This window comes from Mycobacterium sp. (genome assembly GCF_032162605.1).
In the GTDB taxonomy this organism is placed as follows: domain Bacteria; phylum Actinomycetota; class Actinomycetes; order Mycobacteriales; family Mycobacteriaceae; genus Mycobacterium.
Window position 1 is genome coordinate 1 of the sequence record NZ_JAVROT010000058.1, and the last position, 19,075, is coordinate 19,075.

The window sequence follows — 19,075 nt, forward strand, 5'->3', positions numbered from 1 at the left end:
CCGCCGCATCGGCATGGACGGTTCGGCGTTGCTCGACGATCTAGTGCCGAACCTTCCCGACGACGTCTCCGACCGCCTGAAGGACCTGCACTCCCGCTACTACCAGGAAAGCACCGGCCTGCTCAGGCCGCTCTCGGGCGCAGTTCGCCTTCTTGACGTGGTCGCAGCGTCGGGTCTGCAGGTGGTGTTGGCGACCTCCGCCCCCGAGGACGAACTCAAGGAGTTGCGCAGAGTGCTCGACAGAGACGACATCGTCTCGGCGGTCACGTCGTCGGAAGACGTCGAGACCGCGAAACCCGAGCCACGCATCGTCGAGGTGGCGCTGAAGAAAGCCGGCGTCGAACCCGATCGGGCCGTGTTCGTCGGCGACACCGTGTGGGACATCCGTGCCGCGGCCCGCGCCGGGGTGTCGTGCATCTGCCTCGAGAGCGGGGGCATCGATCGTCGACTGCTCTTCGCCGAGGGCGCGGTCGCCGTCTTCGAGAACCCCCTCGACCTGGTGGATCACCTGGACGACTCAATGATCGGACAGTGGGCCGCCGAGACACCGGGTGTCTGATTGATCCCTCAGGACTTGTCGACCCGCTGGATCAGCGTCCTGGTGGCCTTCTCCATGATCGCCTGCCGCTCGGTCACCTCATTGGCGCGGGCGGCGCGCTTGGCCGCGGTGGCGATCGTCAAGCCCTGCTCGTAGCCTCTGACCACCCGCGGATCGACGTACGAGGACCTCGCCACCGCGGGCGTGTTGCCCAGCTCCTCGGACACCTCCTTCATGACCGCCGACTCCACCCGCTTGATCACCATCTTCGACACCGGCGGGTCCGCGTCGACGAACGCCTCGGCGGCGAGCACCGTTCCGTGCCAGGTCCGTAGGTCCTTGACGGTGTAGTCGTCGCCGAGGAGTTCCTTGAACCGCGCATTCAGGTCGTCGGCGTGGACGTCGGACCACCCGGATGCCCTGCGGACCACCAGGAATCGCTCGCTGGGACAGTTCCGGCGCAGAAGCGATCGCACGGCCGCAACGACCGCCGGGTCCTCGATCTCCATGGTTCGCCGGACACCGCTCTTCGCGGGGAAGTCGAATACCACCGCCCCGCGCCGCACCGTGACATGTTCACACAGCAGCGTGGCGAGGCCGTGGGACTCGTTCTCCTGCGCGTACTCTTCGCCGCCTGCGCGAAAGTAGCCGAGGTCCACCAAGTGCAGTGCCAGCGCGAGCACGCGCTCACGCTTGAAGCCGCGGCCCCCGAGATCTTCGGCTATCTGCGCACGCCAGGCCGGGAGCCCCTTCGACATCTCCAGGGCACGCTCGAACTTCTCCTCGGCCCTGTCGTCCTGCCAGGCCTGGTGATAGAGGTACTGGCGGCGGCCGGCGACGTCGGTCCCGACGGCCTGGATGTGCCCGTTGGAGTACGGACTGATCCACACCTTCTTCCAGGCCGGCGGGATCACCAACTCCTTGATGCGGTGGAGGGCCTTCTCGTCACCGAGCGGTTCGCCGTCGGGCCCCTCATACGAGAATCCCTTCCCGCGACGAATGCGCGCAACGCCAGGACCCGTCAACACGCTCTTGCGAAGCCGCACCCTGTTCCCTCAATCCTGTTGTCTGCGAATCGCTTCGGGGCGGTGGACCGCCTCACCGCCACTGTTGTCGCTGCGCACCCGGTACTGCGGATCCTCCGGCGAGGCCCGAACGGTTCGCTTGGCCGCCAAGGTGTCGTCGGTGATCTCCTCCTCGACGTCGCCGACTGCCGTGCCGCCATGGCTGTCCCATTCGACCCGGTCGCCCTCGTGAAATTCCTTCTTCGTCATGGCCGCGTATTACCCCGGGTTCGCCCATGCGAAGCATCGCCGCCGCCGAGTGGTGGGAGGATGCGCCAGTGGACGTACGCATCAGGAACAACGTGACGCTCGCCGGGGTGGAGTCGGGGACGACGATCATGCTGGCGCACGGATTCGGGTGTGATCAGAATCTGTGGCGCCTCGTCATCCCGCGTTTGCAGGAGGACTTCCGGCTCGTCCTCTTCGACCACGTCGGATCCGGTCGGTCCGATCCCGGCGCCTGGGACGCGGACCGCTACTCCTCGCTTCACGGCTATGCCGAGGACATCGGCGAACTGGTCGAGGAACTCGACCTGTCCGACGTGGTCTTCGTCGGACACTCCGTGGCCGCGATGATGGGCGTGCTCGCGGTGGCCACCGATCCAAGCCGGTTCGCAAAGTTGGTGTTGCTGACCCCGTCGCCGTGCTACCTGGACCACGACGGCTACACCGGTGGGTTCTCGCGTGCCGACATCGACGAACTGCTCGAATCGATGGAGAGCAACTACCTCGGCTGGTCGCGGGCCATGGCGCCAACGGTCATGGGCACGCCCGACCGGCCCGAGCTCGAGCAGGAGCTCACGGACGCGTTCTGCCGCAACGATCCCGCCAAGGCCCGGGTGTTCGCCCGCACCACCTTCCTGTCGGACAACCGCGACGATCTCAGCCGCGTCGGCGTGCCCACACTGGTCATCGAGTGCGCGCACGACACGCTGGCCCCGCGAACGGTCGGCGAATACACCCATCGGCACGTCCGCGGCAGCGAGCTGATCACGATCGAGGCCACCGGCCACTGCCCCCAGCTGAGCGCTCCCGACGACACCGCGGCGGCCATCGCCGCGTTCGCGGGCCGGCCGTGACCGACGAACTGACGAGTCTGCGCGATGCCTTCGACAACGCGCCGTGTGGTTACGCGGTCACCGACCCCGACAGTGTGATCAGGGCGGTCAACGCCACGCTGGCATCGTGGCTCGGTCGTCCGCGGGACTCCCTCCTCGGGACGCACTTCGCCGATCTGCTCACCAAGGGCGGTCGCATCCACTACGAGACTCACTTCGGGCCGATGCTGCTCGCGTCGGGCAGCCTCGGTGGCATCACGGTCGACCTGGTCGCATCCGACGGCCGACGGATCCCGGTTCTGGTCACCGCGAGCGTCAAGCTCGATGCCGACGCAAACCCCGTTCTCATCCGCATCATCGCCAGCGATGCCTCCGATCGACGGTCCTACGAGCGAGAGCTCCTCGAGGAGCGTCGCCGAGCCGAGGACGAGCGCGGCCGAGCAGTGAGTTTGGCAGAGACACTTCAGTATTCGCTTCTGCCACCCTCGCTGTCGCCGCCGGCGGGCCTGGACGCCGCCGCCCTGTACCACAGCCCCTCCGCCGGTGACGTGGGCGGCGACTTCTACGACCTGTTCCCGCTGTCCCAGGACAGACACGGCTTCTTCCTCGGCGATGTCTGCGGAAAGGGCGTCGCGGCCGCCACGTTGACGTCACTGACCCGCTATACCCTGCGCGCGGCGGCGGTCAACGACGATCATCCCGTCAGGGTCCTGCACACCCTCGACAGTGTGCTGAAACAGGACACCTATGCCGGACGCGGCTGGTTCTGCACCGTGCTGTTCGGGGTGATCAGCAGGCACGCAAACGGATTCGACATAGAGGTCGCCAGCGGCGGGCACCCTCCCCCGCTGCTGCTCGCCGGTGACGGCACCGCCGGCTACGTGCCGACCGAGGGCGGACAGGCCGTCGGACTGTTCGCCGAACCGACCTTCTCGTCGGCCCGGATCTCGTTGTCGGCGGGCGACACCGTGGTGCTCTACACCGACGGCTTCACCGAGGCACGCACCGGCACCGGCCGGGAACGCTTCGACGACGACGGCGCACTCCTGCGGTTCGCCGCGGCGCAATCACCCTGCAGTGCAACGGAAGTCGTGGCGGCGATGAGAGCACTCATCGAGGAACTGGGGACCGGCGTAGAGGACGACGCCGCCGTCCTCGCACTCGGCGTGCCCTGAGTCAGACGAGCTCGAAGTTCATCGTCACCGTGGTGCCTGTCGACGTGCCGTCGAGGTTGACGTCACCGCTCACCGCGCGCATCAGCGGCACGCCGCGACCGCGTGCCCGCGGGTTCGCATCCGGTAGCTTCCACGAGCCGAAATCGGTGATCTGAATCCGGATCCCGCGTCCCTTGGCTTCGACGTCGACGAGCATCCGTCCCGGCGCCCTGGCGCGATAGCCGTGCTCGATGCTGTTGGTGCACGCTTCGTTCACGACCAGCACGATGTCCCCGGCGAGGTCGTCGGGGATGCCGGTTGCTCGCAACCAGCTGCCGAGCTGGCCCCTGATGTCACTCAGCTGATCGGGCGTGGCCGGCACCTCGAGCTGCAGCGGAGCGGGCGGCCGCCGGTAGACGACGATAGCGACGTCGTCATCGAACCCCTCCGTCGGCGCCAGCCGGCTCAGCACGGCGTCGGCAACGGCTTCGGCCGGGAACTCGATCATGTCGGCCAGCACCCGGCCTGCGCGTTGAATTCCGTTGTCGATCATGCCGTCTCGCCGCTCCACCAGTCCGTCGGTGTACAGCATCAGGGTCGAGCCCGGCGGTAGGGACTTCGACGCCTGGGGGCGTGGGCCCGTCTTCTGCACGGCCAGCGGCACGGACGTGGCACCGGTCAGCGTTTCCGGCGGCACGCCCGTCCCTGCGAGCAGTGCCGGGATGTGGCCGGCACTGCTGTACGTCATCTCACCGGTCTCGGTGTCGATGGTGCAGACGAAGACGGTGGTGCAGTAGGCACCAGGGATGAGCGCCGCGGCCGAATCGAGTTCCTCGAGCAGTCGGGCGGGGGCGGTGCCGTTGATCAGCAGGACGCGGGCCGAACTGCGAAGCTGTCCCATGACGGCCGCAGCCGAAAGTCCGCTTCCCACACAGTCACCGACGACGACGCCGATCCGGTGGTCGCCGATGGCGAGCACGTCGTACCAGTCGCCACCGATCTCCAGCGGTGAGACGGCAGGCTCATAGCGGACCGCAAACCCCACCGGGGGCTTCGTGGTGGGCATCATGGTGCGCTGCAGGGTCAGCGACGCCTCTCTGGCAATCTCGAACTGACGGACGTGCTGTACGGCGAGGCTGAGGTGCCCGATCAGGCCGGCCACCAGGATGCGGTCCTCGTCGCTCGTCACCCGGGGTTCGGGGTACTCGAACCACAGCACCGCGTCGGCGCCGGACAGCACCGTCATCATCCCCCCCGACATCCCCCCCGACATCCCCGCCGCCCGGCCGGACCCATCCGGGGACGGGACGGCCTCGACGGCCAGCGGTGGCCAGTCTCGCGCGCCGGAGAAACCGCTTCGCAGTCGCGGATCGAGGTCGCGCCACGCGGCCACCCCGGGTGTGCCTGCCACCTGGACCGACGGGTCCGAGCCCGCCTGGGTCCACATCACGGCGACCACCCGCTGCACCTCGATGGAGGCAGCTACCACCGCCAGCAAGATGTCGAGCACCTCCGCGACGCTGGTGGCCACACCCAGCGCCGTGGCGAGCCGGACGACGGCTCTGCGGCGCACCTCGGCGGAACGCTCGGTCGTGACGTCCCGAATCGTGCCGACGTACGCGCCGCTGTCATCGCCCTCCTCGGTGACCGAGTTGATGCTCACCAAGGCCCACGAGATGTGGCCGTCGCGGTGCCTGATCGGCGTCTCGGACTCGAGGCTGCCCTCGCGCACCAACCGGGCGAGTTGATGCCGGGCCTCCGTCTCGTCGACCAGCCACGGGTAGGGCCAGCGGTACGGCAGGTCCTCGAGACCGCAGCCGGTGATGGCGGCGAAGGCCTCGTTGACCTCGACGACGGTGCCTTCGTGGTCGACGACGAAGAACCCTTCCTGCAGGGAGTTGACCAGCGCGCTGCGGAACGCGTCACGGTCTTCGAGGTCGTCGGCCCTGGCTCGTTGCTGCTGGTAGCGCTTGGTGCCGTCGAGAAAGCCGCGGGTGGCGATGTCGAAGGTGGCCAGCGCCTGAAGCAGGAACTGCAGGGCCGTCGCGTGCGCCACCTCCGACCCAGAGTCGGCGGCCGCCTCCTCGACGACTCGGAAGTGGCCTTCGACGATCTCCATCATGCTGAGCCGCTCCCGCAGTGCCCTGCGGCCCAGGTCGTGACCGACCGCCAGGCTCGCCTCGCCGCCGTCGCTCAGGTAGTGACGCAGCGCTGCGGCATAGCACTCCCCGAAGTCGCCATCCGGCATCAGGTCGAGCCTCTGTGGCGGGCAACCAGGACCAGCGCGTCATCGGTCACGCGCGTGTGTTCCCCCAGAATTCGATTTGCAATCGCCTTGGCCGAATCTGCAAAGTCGAGTGCGTCGAGGTGGTCCTCGGTGATGCCGTCGGTGGCCACGACGAGCAGGTGCCCCGGGCGCATCTCGACGACTTCAGGAGCGGGGATGCGGGGAACTCGAAAGCCGACGATGCCGTTGGCGAGCCGGACGAAGGAGCTGGTCTCGAGACCGCTCGACCCCCTCGAGACGAGAGCCGCGGTGACGTTGCCGACGCCGACCCAGTGCAGAGCGTTGGCCTCGAAGTCGATCCGCGCCAACGTCATTGCGGCGCCGCGCGTGGTGGCCAACTCCCGATGACAGGCGCCGATGAGGTCCTCGAGTGACTCCTCGACGTGCTGGGAGATCACCTCGGTGGCGCGCGCCGCTGCCGATGCCGCGTCAGGCCCGTGCCCCAGCCCGTCGACGACGCCGAACAACGCCGCCGTGGCGTCGACCTCGACGGCGACCGCTTCGTCACCGGACGTGGCCTGGCCGGGCAGTGGGCGCGCCGCGACCGCCCACTCGATGGGCCCGAACCGTCCCTCGTCGGCGAAATGGCGTCCGGTCACTGCTCCGGTGTCCACTTCCACATCTCGATCGTCGTGCCGCGTCCCGGCTCCGAGTCGACGATCAGGCGGTCCATCAGCCTGCGGGCACCGGGCAGTCCGAGTCCGAGGCCGCGGCCGGTGGAGTAACCCTCCTCCATCGCCCGGTCGACGTCGGTGATTCCCGGTCCCTCGTCGTCCGCTCGTACCACCAGGGCCCGGCGACCTTCCCGGTCCTGCACGTTCACCCGGATCGCACCGCGCCCGGCATAACTCGTGATGTTCCTCGCGATCTCCGAGATCGCCGTCGCGATCATCGTGACGTCGGTCAGCGAGAAGCCGAGTTCGCGCGCGAGTTGGTGTCCCGCTTGGCGCGCCGTGACGATGTCGTCGGAATCGTTGACGTCGACGACCAGGTCCGGCAATTCAGTCGGCACCATCTCGCCCGTTCGTCGGCTTTCGGCGCGGTGCCTGCTTCGGGTTGAGCAGCGCCAGACCTTCCTCGAGGTCCAGTGCGGTGTGCATCCCGTCGAAGACCAGCCCGAGCTGCACCATCGCGAAGGCCACCTCGGGTTGCAGCCCCACGATGACGGTGTCGGCCCCCCGCAGGCGGGTCATGTGGGCGATCGTGCGAAGCGACCGTGCCGCATAGGAATCCATCACGTCGATCGCCGTCACGTCCACGATGATCCCGCGCGCCCGAAACCGACTGACCTGCTCCATCAGATCGTGACGAAGCCTTTCGGTGTCGGAGTCCGTCAGCGCGGCCTGCACCGTCGCGATGAGGATGGTCCCCTGTTTGAGGATCGGTACTGGCATCAGAATCCGTCGTCCGGCCGGCCTAGTCGCCGGCGCGGGTGACCTCGTAGCCGAGGAGGCGTTCGGCCTCCTCGATGCCGCCCTGCAGGTCGCCGACGGCATTCATCTTGGACAGGTCCAGCCCGATGGTCACCAGGGTCAACGCGATGTCGGAGGACAGCCCGGTGATGATGACGTTGGCGCCCATGAGCCCGGACGCGTCGACCGTCTGCACCAGGTGGTTGGCCACCGTCGAGTCGATCGTGGGCACACCGGTGATGTCGATGACGACGACCTTGGCACGGTTGGCGCGGATCGCGCGGAGCAGCTGTTCGGTCAACTGCCGTGCGCGGGGGCTGTCCAGGACGCCGATGATGGGAAGGATCAGCAGCTGCTCGCGCACCTGAAGGACCGGGGTCGAGAGCTCGCGGATGGCCTCCTGCTGCTGCCGGATGATTCGTTCGCGCTCCTGAACGAAGCTGACGCCCACGGTGTTGGCGATCCGGTTGGCCGCGGGCTCATAGGCGTCGAGCACGCGGTTGAGGAGGTCGAAGTCGGTCTGGTACTTCTCGAACAGGGACCGGGCCAGGACGTCGCGGAGCAGCAGCACGATGCCGAGCACCTCGTCGGTCTCGACGCCACGCGGAATGATGCGTTCCGACAGGTCGCGCGCGTAGGCCTGGAGCGCCTCCACGCTGCCCGTCTCGAGCACCTCGACGTAGTTGTCGTAGACCGCGGTCGCCTCGGAGAAGATCTCTTCGGGCGTCATCGCCGTCAGCAGCTGCGCCTCGGTGATCCGGCGCGCCCACTCCTCGCGCAAGGCCGTCCGGTTGAAGCGCAGGTGTTTGACCAGCTGAGGCAGCAGTCCCTCGGTCGACACCGGTTGGTCCGTCATCACATCGTCTGACATGTGTACTCCCGCTGACGCCCACCCCCTCGGCGAGCCGCCGATCTTGACATTAGCCTGAGTGGTGACGCGAGAGCCGCCGACTCGTTGATGTCCAGCCAACGTGGAGGGCACTACGCTCATCGTGTCGCACCGCGTGCGCGCCGAGCCAGGGCGCTTTTAGGGAGGGATGGCCGTTGTCAGCAGCCGATGCGATCTCCACCTCGGTCGAGCCTCGAGACGGGGTCACCGTACTGGCGGTGGACGGTGTGATGGATCTCGCCACCTCGCCACCGCTGGAAGAGCTTCTGACGCAATTGATCGATGAGCGCCCGTCGGGACTGATCATGGATCTGACGGCCGTGTCCTTCCTCGCATCCGTTGGCTTGCGGATCCTTGCCGAGACTCACGAAAGGGTCGGCGGCGCGGGTAAGTTCGCGGTGGTGGCCAGCGGACCGGTGACGGCACGCCCCATTCAGCTCACAAAACTCGACGAGTTCCTGGCCGTCTACGCCACGGTCGATGAGGCCGTCGCCGCTCTGCGCTCCTAGTTCGCTCCGGCCGCGCACGACAGGCGGCATCCGGCGGTAGTTCGACGTCTCCTAGGAGCACCCCGGTACTGTCGGATGACTGTCAAGCAGGGGCGGTGTGCACTGTTTGATTTGATGCGACGTTCAAAGGATGTGCTTGCCCATGGGCGCCCTGCGCGGCCCCGACCCGACGGCCGGCGTCGGCGTCGGCGTCGGCGTCGCAGCACAGACGCGACCGTTGACCCTGTTGCTCGTCGAGGACGACCGCGGGGACGCGCTTCTCGTCGAGGAACTGGTCGCGGACGCCAACATCGACATCGACCTGACGTGGGCGCAATCGATGGCGGACGCGGAACGAGAACTGGCCCTGGTGCGGCCGGACTGCGTACTGCTCGACCTCAATCTGCCCGATGCCAACGGCATCGCCGCACTCGATCGCGTCGCCAAGTGTGATCCGAACATCCCGATCGTCGTACTGACCGGCCTCAACGCCGAGCACTTCGGCGTCTCGGCCCTCGCGTCCGGCGCCCAGGACTACCTGGTCAAGGGTCGCGTCGAAGCCGAGATGCTGCGGCGGGCGCTGCTGTATGCGATCGAGCGCAAGCGCGCCGAACTCACCTCCGCCGATCTGCGCGCCAGCGAGCTCAGGGCTCAGGAGAACGCACGTCTCGAACGCGGTCTCCTGCCGTCGCCGTTACTTCTCGACGACCCCGGCGTCGACATCGTCGCCAAGTACCGTCCCAGTCGCCAAAACGCGCTCCTCGGCGGCGATTTCTACGATTTCGTGCAGACCCCCGACCGAACCGTGCACGTCATGGTCGGCGACGTCTCGGGGCACGGACCCGACGAGGCCGCACTCGGCGTGGCGCTGCGAATCGGCTGGCGGGCACTGACGTTCGCAGGCCTTCGCGGCAATGAGCGCATGCGCCAGCTCGAGCGGGTCCTTCGCGCCGAGAGCCCCGGGCGCGGCATCTTCGCCACGGTGCTCAGCATCGCCATCTCCCCCGACGGCCTCGGTTTCAACGCGGTCCGCGCTGGCCATCCCGGCATGTTGTTGCATGGCCCGAACTCGGTGGAATGGCTCGAGCCGCCCGCCGGGCCCGCCCTAGGCCTCGGTGGCACGGACTGGCCGATAAACGAGCTGGAACTGCCTGCGGGGCACGGTCTCCTGCTGCTCACCGACGGACTGTTCGAGGGCCACTCGGGGGTGGGCAATGAGCGACTCGGCGAGGACGGGCTCCTCACACTGGCGCGGTCGCACGCCAGCCTTCCCGGTTCGGCGTTCGTCGAAGCGATCATCGACGGGGCCCACGACCTTGCGAAGCGGCACGGCGGGCTCAGCGACGACATCGCCGTGGTGCGGGTGGAGCGGACGGACCGATGACCACGGAGACGCCGGTGCCGCCGATTGTGGACGGGACGTACACTCCGCGAAGGGAGTCTCCACTCACCGTGCAGGGCTGGCAGACCCTGGTGCTGTCGATCATGGGTGGTCTCGTGCTTGCCGGCGCCATTGCGGGCACCCTCCTGCTGAACCGCTACGACCGCGTGTCCCACGAGCTGATCGACGAAGTGCAGCCTTCGCGCTCGGCGGCCTACCGACTGCAGGCCGCCCTGCGCGACCAGGAAACGGCGATCCGCGGATATGCCATTTCCGCCGACCCACAGTTCCTCGGCCCGTACGACGATGGCAAGACCGCTGAAGCCACCGCAGCCAACGACATTCGGCAACGAGCCGGCCAGCGATCCGCACTCACCGAAGACGTCGACGCCATCGAGCAGGCGTCTGCCGCCTGGCGGGCGTCGTTCGCCGACCCGCTGATCGCCCGCATCATCCCCGGCGCACCGACCATCGTGGACCCCGCCGTCGCCGATCGCGGCAAGACCGAATTCGACGGCATGCGTCAGCTGTTCGACACGCAGAATGAACATCTCACCGAGGCGCGGGACTCGGGCATCGTGAATCTCGACGGCATCCGCACCTGGCGCAACGTGGTTTTGATCGGAATCATCGTGGTGCTTCTGGCGACGGCGATCGCCCTCGCAATCGTGATGCGAACGGCTGTGACCCGTCCATTGGCCTCGCTCGCCGCGTCCTGTCGGCGGATCACCGAAGGCAACTTCGGCGAGAGGATCATCCCGCAGGGTCTCAAGGACATCCGCGCCATCGCGATCGACGTCGAGAACATGCGCCAGCGAATCGTGGACGAACTCGAATCGACGCGCTCGACGGGCGAACAGTTGGACGAGCAGACGGTCGAACTGCGGCGGTCGAACGCCGAGCTCGAGCAGTTCGCCTACGTCGCGTCGCACGACCTTCAGGAACCCTTGCGCAAGGTCACCGCGTTCTGCCAACTGATCGAGAAGCGGTACGGCGACAAGCTCGACGAGCGCGGCGTCGAGTACATCGCCTTCGCAGTGGACGGCGCCAAACGCATGCAGGTGCTGATCAACGACCTGCTCACGTTCTCCCGGGTCGGCCGGCTCAACTCGGCATACACCGAGATCGAGCTCGATGCCGCGCTGGACGCCGCGCTGGGCAACCTCACCATCGCGGTCGAGGAGTCCGGCGCCGAGATCGTCCGCGCAGGTGGGCATCTCCCCCGCGTCGTCGGCGACCCCACGCTCCTGGCGATGCTGTGGCAGAACCTGATCGGCAACGCGATGAAGTTTCGGCCCGAGGATCAGTCACCACGGATCGTGATCGAGTGCGTACCGGGCGCCGACGACGCGGGGTGGCTGTTGACCGTGTCGGACAACGGCATCGGCATCGCACCCGAGTTCGTCGACAAGGTGTTCGTGATCTTCCAGCGACTTCACGGCCGCGACGTCTACGGCGGAACGGGCATCGGACTCGCACTGTGCAAGAAGATCGTCGAACACCACGGCGGCACCATCTGGATCGACACGTCCTACACCGCGGGAACCCGGTTCCGCTTCACCCTGCCCGTCCTGAAGCCCGTAGCACCCAACGCCGCAGCGGACGACGAACCCGCGGCCATTCTGGAAGGAACACCATGACGCCAGCCGATCGAGCCATTGACGTCCTCCTGGTCGAGGACGATCCCGGAGACGAACTCATCACGCGGGAAGCGTTCGAGCACAACAAGATCAAGAACAAACTTCACGTCGCACACGATGGCGAGGAAGGGCTTGACTTCTTGTACAAGCGCGGCGCCTACGCGGACGTGCCGACGCCCGACCTGATTCTGCTCGACCTGAACCTGCCGAAGTACGACGGCCGGCAGCTGCTCGAGAAGATCAAGTCCGACCCCGACCTCACCCACATCCCGATCGTCGTGCTCACGACCTCCGCGGCGGAGGAGGACATCCTGCGCAGCTACAAGCTGCACGCCAACGCCTACGTGACCAAGCCAGTGGACCTCGACCAGTTCATGAGCGCGGTTCGCCAGATCGACGAGTTCTTCGTACAGGTCGTGCGCTTGCCGCACGGCTGACGTCGCGCCTGCGATCCGGCTATGGCGCGGGTCACACCATTCGGCTACCACCGCTTGCTAGCCGAACGGCTAGGTGCGGACGTAGGACGGGGAACGATGCAGATACTTGCCGAGGCCGAGGATCTGCGATTCAGCATGATCACGTTCAATCTGTGCGGCGTCATGCTCCTGCCGTTCTTCATGGTGATCGTGGTCCAGATGAAGCGGATGGCGACGCAGAGCCACGTCTTCGCCTACCGCTACCTCACCGCCGTCGTGAGCGGGACGACGCTGTTCGCCCTGTCCGCCATCTACTACCTCGTCGCCGCCTTCCGGCCCGACCGCAGCCCCGAGCTCGTCATGCTGCTCAACGACATGGCGCGGGTCATCTTCATCGCCCCGGTCGGCATGCTCGTCGGGCAGAATCTGCTTCTGCGCTGGCCATATACTTCGACGACGGACCCGATCCGGTGTTTCCCCGGTGGGCGGGCCACTTCTGCATCGTCACCGCGCTGCTGATGGCGCCTGCCGTGGGCGCGGCGATCTTCACGACCGGTCCGTTGGCCTGGAACGGGCTGGTGTCGTTCTACTTCCGCAACGGCGCGTACGCGCTCTTCATCATCGTGATGTTCTTCGTCGTACGCGGCGCACTGCAACGTCAGGCCGTCGAGGAGGGAGTCAGCGCGTGAGCAGCGTCGTCTCGACGGGCAGCGCACCGAGTTCGGCGCCTGTCCAACCGCCGAAGGCGGGCAAGCGGGACGTCTGGCTGGTCTTCTGGATCGTGCCCGCGTTCTACATGGCATTCGGCGTGATCTTCTTCGCCCTGGCCAGGGTGATGCCACCACCGCGGCCGGACATCACGGAAGATCAGATGACCCGGTTCTTCCTCGACCACTCCACCACGATCAAGATCGGCTTCGGGCTGCTGATCCTCATCGTCGGCGGAGCCGGGGGTCGCCAACGGCATCGTGGCCTATCACATGAAGCGCATGACGACGGGATCCGTTCTGGCTAATGCCTATATCGGCTCGATGGCGGTGGGCGCACTGCCGGGTTGCCTCCTGGGTGCCTTCTGCTTCCTCACCGCGACACTGCGACCGGATCGCGATCCAGAGCTGATGGCGCTGCTCTACGACCTCGGCCTGCTGTCCTATGTCGGATCGCTGGGATGCTTCACGACGGCCTACTTCGCGTTCGCCATCGCGATCCTCTACGATCGCAACGAGATCTTTCCCAAATGGCTTGCCTACGTGACGGTCTGGCAGATCGTCACCGAGATCCTGGCCGTACCGGTATTCTTCTCGAAGGCAGGACCCTTCGCCTGGAACGGCTCGATCTCCTTCTGGATGGGCACGGTGGTGTTCGGTGTCTGGTTGAGCTGCGTGATCATGTTCCTCAAGAAGGCCAACGAGATGCAGCCGACCGACGAGCCGGCGCTGGACTGATGACGGTCGCGACCAACAACGACGCGCCGGCGCGGGCGACACACGTTCCCGGCGACGGCCACACGTGGGTCATGGTGCTGGGCGACCTCTTCGTCTTCGGGGCCTACTTCGTCATCTACATGGTCTACCGGGCCATGCACCCGGAGCAGTTCCTGGAATCCCAGCAGCACCTCCATCTCAATGTGGGCGCGCTCAATACGCTGGTGTTGCTCACCAGTTCGTGGTTCGTCGCGCGCAGCGTGCAGGCCGCCCGCGCGGGTGCACACCGACAGGCACTGCGACTCACTTGCTCCGGTGGGTTCTGCGGGGTGCTGTTCATCGCGATCAAGGGCTACGAATGGACCAGCGAGATCGCCAGGGGCAACACCATCACGAGCAACGAGTTCTTCATGTTCTACTACATGCTCACCGGGGTGCACCTGTTCCACGTCGCATTGGGCTCGTCATCCTCGGGGTCGTGGTGCGCGACCTGCGCAACCCACGCCGCCGCCGGATGTCCATGATCGAATCGGGCGCAACCTACTGGCACATGATCGATCTGCTGTGGATCGTCATCTTCGGCCTGCTCTACGTGATGAGGTGACCCGGTGACGACCACGCCCACCACCGCTTCCGAGGTGCCAGAGTCTGCGCCGACGACGGCGTCGACGCGCCCCATCACCTATGTCTGGATCATCCTGTGCGCCATCACGATTCTGTCGTGGTGGCTGGCACCCGGGCACTCCGGGGGCAATGCGGTGGCCAGCGTTCCGATCACCCTTGCGGTGATACTGCTGGGGTTCGTCAAGGGCCGGTTGATCATTCGGTACTTCATGGAGGTCCGCACCGCACCCGGGTGGCTGAAGGCATCCACCGACGCGTGGCTCGCCGTCCTATGGGTGGCGATCCTCGGTATCTACCTGTTCTAATCGAGCTCCAGCAGGCGCGGGATGAGTTCGATGAGATTCGTCCGCAGCACCTCGTCGTCGAGATCGGAGACCATCGGATTGACGACGGAACCCGCGATGGCCGCGGACATGATCGCCGCCGCCACCCTGGCCTGGGTGTCGTCGCGTTCGTCGAGCAGAACCCCGTACAGCCGGCTCATGAACCGTAGAAAGGGCGGGTGCTCCCCGAGGATTCGGATGATCACCGGATCACTGGTCAGGGTGCCCACCCACTTGCGTCGCGTCACCGCGAGGTCGATCAGCTGGATCAGCAGCGTCCTACGGGCCTGCTGACGCCGCTGGTCGGCCTCTGCGGCGATCAACGCATCCTCCAGGATCGCCAACTCGTTCTCGGTGACCGCGATGACGATCTCGCTCTTGGACTTGTATTGGTGATAGACCGCCGCTTTCGTGACGCCGATGGCGTCGGCGATCATCTGCAGCGAGGTGCCGCTGACCCCATGCGCGCCGATGAGGTCAAGCGCGGCCATCAGGATGCGTTGCTGCGGTCGGGAGCGCGCAATGCTACCGAACGGTCGGTCAGCCAGCGCATCCTCGGTCGCCACCCGCCCAGATTAGCCGAGACGGGAGCTGTGGCCGGAGTGCGCACGCCGACCGATCCCGGGTACGTCGCGCCGCCGACGACCAGTTCCTCTCGGCGCCAAGGGCTTCCCGGGAAGTCTCCCGAGTCGGCAGCCAGCCGCCACATGACGTTCCCCTGTGTATTTTGCCGATGAGATGAGTGAACCGTGATCGGTGTGGGTACCGTCACGCCCATGAAGCTGATCTCGCCGACCGACTCGATGTTCCTCATCGGCGAATCCCGTGAACACCCGATGCACGTCGCGGGTCTGCAACTCTTCACGCCGCCCGAAGACTCGGGTCCCGACTTCATCCGGGACATGTACGAGACGATCGCAAAGAACGACGACTTCCAGCCGACGTTCCGCAAGCACCCGGGCCGAATGCTCGGCGGCATCTCCAACGTCGCCTGGGCGTTCGACGACGACGTCGACATCGACTACCACCTGCGCCGGTCCGGTCTGCCGCGCCCCGGCCGGGTGCGCGACCTGCTCGAGCTCGTCTCGCGGCTGCACGGCACGCTGCTCGACCGGCATCGCCCACTGTGGGAGGCGAACCTCGTCGAGGGCCTCAGCGACGGCCGCTTCGCGGTGTACACGAAGATCCACCATTCGCTGCTCGATGGTGTCTCCGCACAGCGCCTCACCATCCGGTCGATGACCGCTGACCCCGATGACCGCGAGATTCGGGTGCCCTGGACACTGGGCCCCATGCCGAGGACCAAGGACTCAGAACCCTCGCGCTCGGCCTTGCAGGCCATCACCGATACGGTCGGTTCGCTTGCGTCCCTTGCACCTTCTACCTTGTCGGTGGCGAGGGCCGCTCTGGTCGAGCAACAACTGACGCTTCCGTTCCGGGCACCGAAGACCATGTTCAACGTCCCCATCGGCGGTGCCCGGCGCGCCGCTGCGCAGTCGTGGCCGCTGGCCCGGATCCGGGCCGTCAAGTCCGCAGCTGGCGTCACCGTCAACGACGTCGTGCTAGCGATGTGCGCTGGTGCGCTGCGCGCATACCTCGTCGAGCAGGAGGCGTTGCCGGACACGCCGCTGGTGGCGATGGTGCCGGTCAGCCTGCGCTCGAAGGACGAGCAGGACGCCGGCGGCAACCTGGTCGGCACCATCCTGTGCAACCTGGCCACCGACGTCGACGACCCCGCCAAGCGGCTCGACGCGATCAACACGTCCATGCGCGACAACAAGAAGGTGTTCGCCGAGCTGCCGCGGACGCAGGCGCTCGCACTGTCGGCATTCCTGATGTCGGGGATCGCGCTCGGGCTGGTGCCCGGGTTCGTCTCCTCCGCGCCGCCGCCGTTCAACATCGTCATCTCCAACGTTCCTGGTGCTTCAGAGCCGCTGTACTGGAACGGCGCCCGGCTCGATGGCAACTATCCGCTGTCGATCGCGTTGGATGGCCAGGCACTGAACATCACCATGACCAACAACGCCGACAATCTGGACTTCGGCCTGATCGGGTGTCGCCGCAGCGTGCCGCACCTGCAGCGACTGCTGATGCACCTGGAGGATTCGCTCGCCGATCTGGAGCGGGCTGTCGGCATCTGAGGCCCGAGCACACGTTCAAGACATCGTTCTCGGACCGAATTCGGACGTCAGTACTTCCCGAAGACGAGGACGACGTTGTGGCCGCCGAAGGCGAACGTGTCGTTGACCGCGTAGCGGTAGTCGGATCGTCTGGGCTCGCCGGTGACCACGTCGAGTTCGACTCGTCCGTCGAGGTGGCTCACGTTCAAGGTCGGCGGCACGATCCCGTCACGAAGCGCGAACACCGTCAGCACCGACTCGATCGCGCCCGCGGACCCGAAGGTGTTGCCGAGGGCGGCCTTGGGCGCGTAGACCGCGGGACGGTGGCCGCCGAGCGCCTTCTGCAGTGCGGTGGCCTCCACCAAGTCACCGTCGACGGTGCCTGCGGCGTTGGCGATGACGAGATCGATGTCGGTGGGCGCCAGGCCAGCCAGTTCGATTGCGCGCGTCAGCGCGTGAGCTTCCTGTTCGGCGTCGGGATCGGAGACGATCGCGTCGAAGCCGTCCGAAGTGGTGGCCGCGCCGAGCACCCGGGCCAGGATGCGTGCGCCACGGGCCTTGGCATGAGCTTCGGTCTCCATGATCAGCAGGGCCCCGCCCTCGCCGAGGGCCATACCGGTGCGGTCGCGGTCGAACGGGCGGCAGGCACCCGCGGGATCGTCGTTGTCCGTCGACAACACCCCGTCGATCTGGGCATAGGCCGCGATCGGGACACCCTCGATCGGGGACTCGACGGCACCGCAGATGACGACGTCGGCGTCACCGAACACGATCTGCTGCCAGGCCTGGGCAATCGCTCCGGCGCCAGACGCGTCGGCCATCATCGGCGCCGTGACCCCCGCTCGGGCCTTTCGATCCAACCCGATCGCCGCAGCGGGCCCGTTGGGCATGAACATCTGGACCGCCAGAGGCGAGATTGCCTTCATTCCCCGATCGCGCATCGCGATGTAGCCGAGGATCATTTCCTCCCCGTTGCCGAATCCAGCGCCCACCGACACGGCCAGGCGGTTCGGGTCCATCTCGGGCGCCCCGCAGTCCAGCCACGCGCGGCGGCTCAGCACCACCGCCATCTTCTGCAGGTAGGAGAGGCGCCGTAGCTCGACGCGGCTCAGTTCGGAGTCGAAGTCCTCGAGAAGCTGACCTCCGATGCGTACCGGCAGATCCAGTTCCTCGACGAAGGGGCCCGACAGCGCACGGATGCCGCTGCGACCGTCGATCAGGCCCGACCAGGTGTCCTCGGCGCTGGTTGCCAGCGCGGTGGTCATAGCCACTCCGGTGATGACCACGTCGGGAACCTCGCCAAGCACCTGAACCTCCCGTTGCGTGTGGATACCGATTGTGCCGTCCGCGCCTGTCCGCCGTGCACACCGGGCGGGCTCCTCGGCCCGGCTCGGCGGATCACGGATCTCGACCTTCGTTCGGTGTCGAATACGCGAAGGCCCCGTCAGCCGCTCAAACGAGTAGTCAACATCTCAATCTGGCAACCAGTCAGCCAATTGCCGAAGACACCATATCGAGATCGCTCAACGGAGTACATCGCCCCTCATCTGCATTTCATTCACAATCTTAACGATCGACAGGTGATTGTTTTTGAACGACAATGTTTGCAGACACTCAAGGGCTATGAAATGTCCGATATCGCGGCACACGCGGGTTCGGTTCCCGGTGCGCATCCCACGACGGCACTCCAGGACATCGTCGTAGCCATGGACCGGGTAACCGCGACGAAGCGCACGCATGCCACAGAACTCATCGAGGGCGCTGAACGGGAACTGCAGGGCGCCGTGGACGCGGCGCGGGATCAGCACGTTCAGTGGAGTGAGATAGGTGCTGTGTTGGGCATCGCGCGCGGCAACGCCTACCAGCCGTACCGAAAGCGGCTATCGCTCGGCGAATTCGCTTACCGCAACCCGTGCCTGTAAGGCTCACTCATCGCGTATCGGCCTTGGCGCGCGGCGAACGTGTGCCGGCAATTCGGTACCGATGTACCTGAGCCGCGGAGCCAACTCGACCCGCTCACCGCCGAATGGTGACGACCAGCACCCGCTTGCCCGCCGCCTCCCGATGCAACGTGCCGAGGAAGTCCCGGAACCTGTCACTCACCTCGGAGCGGCTCCCGCCGCCGGCCAGCTTCGTGTACCACGGCGACGCGCGATAGAGCGTCGCACGATTGCGCTTGGTACGTCTTCAAAGGCGTCAAAGCGTCAAAGGTTTTGTGACACAGCCGCTTTATCCCATTGAGACCGTCAGGGCAGTC

The 19,075-nt window shown here is 66.4% G+C and carries 21 protein-coding genes and 2 pseudogenes; 14 read left to right on the forward strand and 9 right to left on the reverse strand.

Going from position 1 to position 19,075, the window contains the following annotated elements; genetic code table 11:
- Positions 1 to 559: HAD family hydrolase (locus QOI01_RS03180; protein WP_526378529.1), on the forward strand; the 559-nt coding region annotated here is incomplete at its 5' end.
- Between the two features lie 8 nt (positions 560 to 567).
- Here QOI01_RS03180 and QOI01_RS03185 read toward each other — a convergent pair.
- Both QOI01_RS03185 and QOI01_RS03190 read right to left on the reverse strand, forming a co-directional pair.
- A complete protein-coding gene (locus QOI01_RS03185) occupies positions 568 to 1,584 on the reverse strand; it encodes a DNA topoisomerase IB (protein ID WP_526378531.1) in 1,017 nt (338 codons plus the stop codon).
- A 9-nt stretch (positions 1,585 to 1,593) separates the two neighbouring features.
- A complete protein-coding gene (locus QOI01_RS03190) occupies positions 1,594 to 1,812 on the reverse strand; it encodes an HVA1 family protein (RefSeq protein ID WP_526378533.1) in 219 nt (72 codons plus the stop codon).
- Positions 1,813 to 1,880: 68 nt separating this feature from the next.
- Here QOI01_RS03190 and QOI01_RS03195 point away from each other — a divergent pair, with 68 nt between their 5' ends.
- Positions 1,881 to 2,681: an alpha/beta fold hydrolase gene (locus QOI01_RS03195; protein WP_526378587.1), complete on the forward strand. Its 801-nt coding sequence runs from the start codon at positions 1,881 to 1,883 to the stop codon at positions 2,679 to 2,681.
- Positions 2,678 to 3,835: a SpoIIE family protein phosphatase gene (locus QOI01_RS03200; protein ID WP_526378535.1), complete on the forward strand. Its 1,158-nt coding sequence runs from the start codon at positions 2,678 to 2,680 to the stop codon at positions 3,833 to 3,835. Before QOI01_RS03195 ends, QOI01_RS03200 begins: the two co-directional genes overlap by 4 nt.
- Position 3,836: 1 nt before the next feature.
- Here QOI01_RS03200 and QOI01_RS03205 read toward each other — a convergent pair whose 3' ends face one another.
- From QOI01_RS03205 to QOI01_RS03225, 5 genes are all read right to left on the reverse strand, one after another.
- Positions 3,837 to 6,065 carry a SpoIIE family protein phosphatase gene (locus tag QOI01_RS03205; RefSeq protein ID WP_526378589.1) on the reverse strand — a complete coding sequence of 743 codons (2,229 nt, stop codon included), beginning with the start codon at positions 6,063 to 6,065 and terminating at the stop codon, positions 3,837 to 3,839.
- Positions 6,062 to 6,631, reverse strand: a complete 570-nt coding sequence (locus QOI01_RS03210) for a SpoIIE family protein phosphatase (protein WP_526378591.1) — start codon at positions 6,629 to 6,631, stop codon at positions 6,062 to 6,064. The genes QOI01_RS03205 and QOI01_RS03210 overlap by 4 nt, the downstream gene beginning before the upstream one ends.
- Positions 6,632 to 6,696: 65 nt before the next feature.
- On the reverse strand, positions 6,697 to 7,113 hold the full coding sequence (locus tag QOI01_RS03215) for an ATP-binding protein (protein ID WP_526378537.1): 417 nt from the start codon (positions 7,111 to 7,113) through the stop codon (positions 6,697 to 6,699).
- Positions 7,103 to 7,495, reverse strand: coding sequence for an STAS domain-containing protein (locus QOI01_RS03220; protein WP_526378539.1), 393 nt, complete (start codon positions 7,493 to 7,495; stop codon positions 7,103 to 7,105). Before QOI01_RS03220 ends, QOI01_RS03215 begins: the two co-directional genes overlap by 11 nt.
- A 22-nt stretch (positions 7,496 to 7,517) precedes the next feature.
- Positions 7,518 to 8,384 (reverse strand): STAS domain-containing protein, encoded by an 867-nt coding sequence (locus tag QOI01_RS03225; protein ID WP_526378541.1) that lies wholly within the window; start codon positions 8,382 to 8,384, stop codon positions 7,518 to 7,520.
- Positions 8,385 to 8,557: 173 nt separating this feature from the next.
- Between QOI01_RS03225 and QOI01_RS03230 the strand changes: the two genes are divergently transcribed.
- The 9 genes and pseudogenes from QOI01_RS03230 (at position 8,558) to QOI01_RS03270 (ending at position 14,680) form a co-directional block, all read left to right on the forward strand.
- Positions 8,558 to 8,911 carry an STAS domain-containing protein gene (locus tag QOI01_RS03230; protein ID WP_526378542.1) on the forward strand — a complete coding sequence of 118 codons (354 nt, stop codon included), beginning with the start codon at positions 8,558 to 8,560 and terminating at the stop codon, positions 8,909 to 8,911.
- 142 nt (positions 8,912 to 9,053) lie between these two features.
- Entirely contained in the window at positions 9,054 to 10,274 is a 1,221-nt protein-coding gene (locus QOI01_RS03235; protein WP_526378544.1) for a PP2C family protein-serine/threonine phosphatase, read from the forward strand.
- Between the two features lie 101 nt (positions 10,275 to 10,375).
- Complete coding sequence (locus QOI01_RS03240) at positions 10,376 to 11,911, forward strand: sensor histidine kinase (protein ID WP_526378593.1); 1,536 nt, start codon at positions 10,376 to 10,378, stop codon at positions 11,909 to 11,911.
- Positions 11,908 to 12,348, forward strand: coding sequence for a response regulator (locus QOI01_RS03245; protein ID WP_526378546.1), 441 nt, complete (start codon positions 11,908 to 11,910; stop codon positions 12,346 to 12,348). Before QOI01_RS03240 ends, QOI01_RS03245 begins: the two co-directional genes overlap by 4 nt.
- Positions 12,349 to 12,471: 123 nt before the next feature.
- Positions 12,472 to 13,016, forward strand: a pseudogene (locus tag QOI01_RS03250) (hypothetical protein); the annotation flags it as partial.
- The gene (locus tag QOI01_RS03255) at positions 13,013 to 13,342 is read left to right on the forward strand and encodes a hypothetical protein (protein WP_526378548.1); all 330 of its coding nucleotides are present in this window, start codon (positions 13,013 to 13,015) and stop codon (positions 13,340 to 13,342) included. The pseudogene QOI01_RS03250 and the gene QOI01_RS03255, both read left to right, overlap by 4 nt.
- The gene (locus tag QOI01_RS03260) at positions 13,317 to 13,772 is read left to right on the forward strand and encodes a hypothetical protein (protein ID WP_526378550.1); all 456 of its coding nucleotides are present in this window, start codon (positions 13,317 to 13,319) and stop codon (positions 13,770 to 13,772) included. Before QOI01_RS03255 ends, QOI01_RS03260 begins: the two co-directional genes overlap by 26 nt.
- Positions 13,772 to 14,355: pseudogene (locus QOI01_RS03265) on the forward strand (cytochrome c oxidase subunit 3 family protein). The gene QOI01_RS03260 and the pseudogene QOI01_RS03265 overlap by 1 nt, the downstream one beginning before the upstream one ends.
- A 4-nt stretch (positions 14,356 to 14,359) precedes the next feature.
- Positions 14,360 to 14,680, forward strand: coding sequence for a cytochrome C oxidase subunit IV family protein (locus QOI01_RS03270; protein ID WP_526378552.1), 321 nt, complete (start codon positions 14,360 to 14,362; stop codon positions 14,678 to 14,680).
- Here QOI01_RS03270 and QOI01_RS03275 read toward each other — a convergent pair.
- Positions 14,677 to 15,189, reverse strand: a complete 513-nt coding sequence (locus QOI01_RS03275; protein ID WP_526378595.1) for a TetR/AcrR family transcriptional regulator — start codon at positions 15,187 to 15,189, stop codon at positions 14,677 to 14,679. The genes QOI01_RS03270 and QOI01_RS03275 overlap by 4 nt on opposite strands.
- Before the next feature lie 285 nt (positions 15,190 to 15,474).
- On the opposite strand from QOI01_RS03275, the gene QOI01_RS03280 reads away from it, so the two are divergent.
- Positions 15,475 to 16,839: a WS/DGAT/MGAT family O-acyltransferase gene (locus tag QOI01_RS03280; protein ID WP_526378554.1), complete on the forward strand. Its 1,365-nt coding sequence runs from the start codon at positions 15,475 to 15,477 to the stop codon at positions 16,837 to 16,839.
- Positions 16,840 to 16,886: 47 nt separating this feature from the next.
- On the opposite strand, the gene QOI01_RS03285 is transcribed toward QOI01_RS03280, so the two are convergent.
- Positions 16,887 to 18,125 (reverse strand): KasA/KasB family beta-ketoacyl-ACP synthase, encoded by a 1,239-nt coding sequence (locus tag QOI01_RS03285; protein ID WP_526378556.1) that lies wholly within the window; start codon positions 18,123 to 18,125, stop codon positions 16,887 to 16,889.
- 321 nt (positions 18,126 to 18,446) lie between these two features.
- Here QOI01_RS03285 and QOI01_RS03290 point away from each other — a divergent pair, with 321 nt between their 5' ends.
- Positions 18,447 to 18,740, forward strand: coding sequence for a hypothetical protein (locus tag QOI01_RS03290; protein ID WP_526378558.1), 294 nt, complete (start codon positions 18,447 to 18,449; stop codon positions 18,738 to 18,740).
- Positions 18,741 to 19,075 lie beyond the last annotated feature (335 nt).

Coding starts and splice junctions, on each gene's coding strand:
- QOI01_RS03190 (WP_526378533.1), bottom strand. CDS start 1,812: ATGACGAAGAAGGAATTTCACGAGGGCGACCGGGTCGAATGGGACAGC.
- QOI01_RS03220 (WP_526378539.1), bottom strand. CDS start 7,495: ATGCCAGTACCGATCCTCAAACAGGGGACCATCCTCATCGCGACGGTG.
- QOI01_RS03225 (WP_526378541.1), bottom strand. CDS start 8,384: ATGTCAGACGATGTGATGACGGACCAACCGGTGTCGACCGAGGGACTG.
- QOI01_RS03235 (WP_526378544.1), top strand. CDS start 9,054: ATGGGCGCCCTGCGCGGCCCCGACCCGACGGCCGGCGTCGGCGTCGGC.
- QOI01_RS03240 (WP_526378593.1), top strand. CDS start 10,376: ATGGGTGGTCTCGTGCTTGCCGGCGCCATTGCGGGCACCCTCCTGCTG.
- QOI01_RS03245 (WP_526378546.1), top strand. CDS start 11,908: ATGACGCCAGCCGATCGAGCCATTGACGTCCTCCTGGTCGAGGACGAT.
- QOI01_RS03260 (WP_526378550.1), top strand. CDS start 13,317: ATGACGACGGGATCCGTTCTGGCTAATGCCTATATCGGCTCGATGGCG.
- QOI01_RS03275 (WP_526378595.1), bottom strand. CDS start 15,189: ATGGCCGCGCTTGACCTCATCGGCGCGCATGGGGTCAGCGGCACCTCG.
- QOI01_RS03280 (WP_526378554.1), top strand. CDS start 15,475: ATGAAGCTGATCTCGCCGACCGACTCGATGTTCCTCATCGGCGAATCC.
- QOI01_RS03290 (WP_526378558.1), top strand. CDS start 18,447: ATGTCCGATATCGCGGCACACGCGGGTTCGGTTCCCGGTGCGCATCCC.